At 71.4% G+C, this 3,299-nt stretch carries 5 protein-coding genes and 1 pseudogene; 4 read left to right on the top strand and 2 right to left on the bottom strand.

Annotated features, from left to right (window positions below):
- On the top strand, positions 1-478 hold a 478-nt coding region (locus tag G3I65_RS20360; RefSeq protein ID WP_160697513.1), incomplete at its 5' end, for an Ldh family oxidoreductase.
- A gap of 134 nt (positions 479-612) precedes the next feature.
- On the top strand, positions 613-804 hold the full coding sequence (locus tag G3I65_RS20355; protein WP_160697512.1) for a hypothetical protein: 192 nt from the start codon (positions 613-615) through the stop codon (positions 802-804).
- Positions 805-937: 133 nt separating this feature from the next.
- Here G3I65_RS20355 and G3I65_RS20350 read toward each other — a convergent pair whose 3' ends face one another.
- A complete protein-coding gene (locus tag G3I65_RS20350) occupies positions 938-1,162 on the bottom strand; it encodes an RNA-binding S4 domain-containing protein (RefSeq protein WP_093945534.1) in 225 nt (74 codons plus the stop codon).
- Between the two features lie 7 nt (positions 1,163-1,169).
- Positions 1,170-1,967, bottom strand: coding sequence for a serine protease (locus G3I65_RS20345; RefSeq protein WP_160697511.1), 798 nt, complete (start codon positions 1,965-1,967; stop codon positions 1,170-1,172).
- 109 nt (positions 1,968-2,076) lie between these two features.
- Here G3I65_RS20345 and G3I65_RS20340 point away from each other — a divergent pair, with 109 nt between their 5' ends.
- Positions 2,077-2,895, top strand: a complete 819-nt coding sequence (locus G3I65_RS20340) for an SDR family oxidoreductase (RefSeq protein ID WP_160697510.1) — start codon at positions 2,077-2,079, stop codon at positions 2,893-2,895.
- Between the two features lie 91 nt (positions 2,896-2,986).
- A pseudogene (locus G3I65_RS20335) lies at positions 2,987-3,299 on the top strand (hypothetical protein); the annotation flags it as partial.

The following is a 3,299-nucleotide window of genomic DNA, read 5'->3' as shown; positions in this document are numbered from 1 at the left end:
CCACGCCGCGCGGGCGCTGCCGCACGCGATGATCGGGCTGGTGCTCGCCGCGGGCGGCGAACCGGGCCGCCCGCTGAACCCGCTCGGCATGGCCGCGCCCGGCGGCGCGTACCCCGAGTTCGTCTTCGACATGGACAAGCCCGGCTCCGAATCCGCCGGGCTGACGCTGCTGGTCGAGGTGCTCGCCGGGGTGCTCTCCGGCGTCGCCGACCACGAGCACGACACCGGCGTGCTGGTGCTGGCCATCGCGCCGACGACGTTGCGCAGCGCCGACGGCTTCTACCGCGCCGCGAGCGCGTTGTTCGGCAGCATGCTCGGCTGGGAGGGTGGCACGCCGATCCGCTACCCGGGCTGGCGCGAGGCCCAGCACCTGGAGCAGTGCCGCGCGCTCGGCGTCCCGCTGGCCGGTCCCGTGCGCCGGGAGCTGGACGCCCTCGCCGTTTCCCTCGGCCTGCCGCCGCTGACCAGCGTGGGCTGACCCCCGCCTCGAGCGCCCCAAGGCCACATTGGGGTTTTCTCAGTAGCCGCGCTGATCGACCTCCCACGTCAGGGCCTCGGCAAAGTCGGGCCGGTCCGGCGGTCCGCGATGTCGTGAAAGGGTCGTTCACTTGAGTGGCCGTGCTGCCGGTGTCGATCAGGTGTGGCGGGCGGATCGCCCGGAACGGCCAGTTCGGCGACCGGAGTGGCCAACACACCGGAGACCTGGACGTGTTGGCCGTTCCGGTCGTTGTGTTGGCCGTTCCGGTCGGCGTGGTGGCCACTCTGGTCGGCGCGAACCCCGAAGTCGCCAACCGCATCGTCTGAGGAGATGAACGACCCTTTCATGACATCTCGGCGACGCCGGACGAACATGTGGCCAGGCGGCTCTGCCGCCGGTCACCCGCTCGCCGGCGCGAGTTTGCCGGGTCCCGGCGACGCGAGCGCAGCCGCTACCGGGTTAGCGCACCAGGACGACCTTGCCGCGGTCCGGGCCCACGGCCACGACGTCGCCGTCGGTCAGCTGGCGGCCGCGGCGGGTCTCCACCTCGCCGTTGACCGTGACCTCCTCCGCGTCGATCAGGTCCTTGGCGTGGGAGCCGTCCTCGGCGAGGCCGGCCAGCTTGAGGAACTGGCCGAGCCGGATCGGCTCGCCGGTGATGGGTACGTCGACGGGATCGCTCATACCCGCATCATGCCCGGGCGGTCGTCTGCCGGTAGAGGGCCTGGACGTCCTTGTCGAAGTAGCTCGAGTACGACGTGTCCGGGTCGTCGCCGCCGTACTCGAAGCCGCCGATGACGCCGATGACCGTGCCGAGCCGGGTCTTCGGGTCCTGGCCGGTGACCCACGGGCCGCCGCTGGTGCCGGTCGGGAAGCCGGTGCAGTCCACCTTCAGCTGGTAGGTGTCCTGCTGGCTGGTCGTGTTCTGGCACACCGCCGGCGCCTCGGAGTCGTCCGGGTAGCCGGTGAGCGTGATGGGCTGCTCGAACCCGGTGCCGGTGGCGAGGGTGTTCGCGCCGACCAGGCTCTCCAGGGACGCCGTCGTGCCCGCCTGGTGCGCGGTCGCGAAGCCGACGTCGAGGTCCGGGTCCGACGACGCGCTCCAGCCCGCCGCGACGAGCTCGTCGGACACCGTCCAGAAGCCGAACGGCGCCACGCCGTCGTGGTAGCCCGGCGCGAAGGTGACGCCGGTGAAGTAGTCGCCGCCTTCGCCGTCGTGGATGCAGTGGGCCGCGGTCAGCAGCACGTCGCCCTGTGCGCTGTGCACGACGCTGGCCGTGCAGTAGTGCTTGTTCTCGACGAACAGCGCGCCGATCGCCGGGCTCGACACCGCGGGCAGGTCGGGCGTCGAAACCGGCGCGGCCTCGACCGTGCCGGACGTGGTGGCGTCCGCGGACCGCGGCTGGCGGTCCACGAAGATCACGAAGGCGGCGCCGAGCAGCAGGATCGCGGCGACGCTGAGCAGGACGGCCGTCCGCCGCACGCGCATCGCCTCCTCGTCCGTTCGTCCCGGCGCTCCGACCAGATCACCATAAGGCGTCGCACCGACACAATCAGCACACCCACAGCAAGCTCACAGCCGCTAGTATCCGGAACCCATGAAGCGGTTCGGGGACAAGGTCGTGGTGATCACCGGGGCGGGCTCGGGGATCGGCCGCGCGCTGGCACTGGAGTTCTCCCGGCGCGGTGCGCGCGTCGCCCTTTCCGACGTCAACCCGGACAACGCGGCGGAGACGGCGAAGCTGGCCGGCGACAACGCCCGCGCGTACACCCTCGACGTCGCCGACCGGGCCGCCGTGCTCGCCCACGCCGAAGAGGTCGTCCGCGACTTCGGCGGCGCGAACGTCATCGTGAACAACGCGGGGGTGGCGCTCGGCGCGACCGTCGAGGAAATGTCCTTCGAGGACTACGACTGGCTCATGGGCGTCAACCTCGGCGGCGTCGTGAACGGCACGAAGGCGTTCCTGCCGCACCTGATCGCGTCCGGCGAAGGGCACGTCGTCAACATTTCCAGCGTGTTCGGGTTCGTCGGCGTGCCGACGCAGAGCGCGTACAACGCGGCGAAGTTCGCCGTCCGCGGATTCACCGAAGCGCTGCGCGAGGAAATGCTGATCGCGCGGCACCCGGTCGCGGTGAGCTGCGTGCACCCCGGCGGGATCAAGACGAACATCGTGCGCAACGCGCGCAGCGACGCCGGTGACCAGGAGAAGGCCGCGCAGGGCTTCGAGCGGATCGCCCACACCACACCGGAGAAGGCGGCGGCGACCATCCTCCGCGGGGTGGAACGGAAGTCCGCGCGGATCCTCATCGGACCGGACGCCTACGTCATCGACGCCATCCCGCGCGTCCTCGGCTCCGCGTACCAGCGTCCGCTGGCGGTGCTCGCAAGGCTCGGGCTGAAGCAAATGGAGAGCTGACCTTCACTCATTGGGGTTGCGTTTCGGACAGCATCGTCAGAAATGGTCCAGAATGCGTGGGGTCCGCGAGCCACCCGCACCGGAGGTCCCGATGCTTCGCACCGCACCGCGCAGTGCGACCCGTCCGTCCAGCGACCGCACCGCGGTCGAACTGCTGGATCGCACCGGCATCGTCGCGGCGAGCCTGCCCCGGCGCCGCCGCACCGACGACGACGTCGAAGCGAGCGAGCCGATCTTCACCCGGCCGCCGGTGTGCGACCAGGACCTGCGGCCGAAGTCCGTGGTGATCCGCCGCCGCGCCCGCACGTGGCTGGGCAGCGGCGCCGCGGTGCTGCTCGTCGCGGCCGGCTGGCTGGGCGGCGGGCTGTTCACCGGCGGGCTGTTCTCGCCATCGCCGGCCGACG

Source organism: Amycolatopsis sp. SID8362, assembly GCF_010550475.1.
Classification (GTDB): Bacteria; Actinomycetota; Actinomycetes; order Mycobacteriales; family Pseudonocardiaceae; genus Amycolatopsis; species Amycolatopsis eburnea.
Note: the sequence above shows the minus strand (reverse complement) of the source record. Positions and strands in the feature narration are given on the sequence as shown.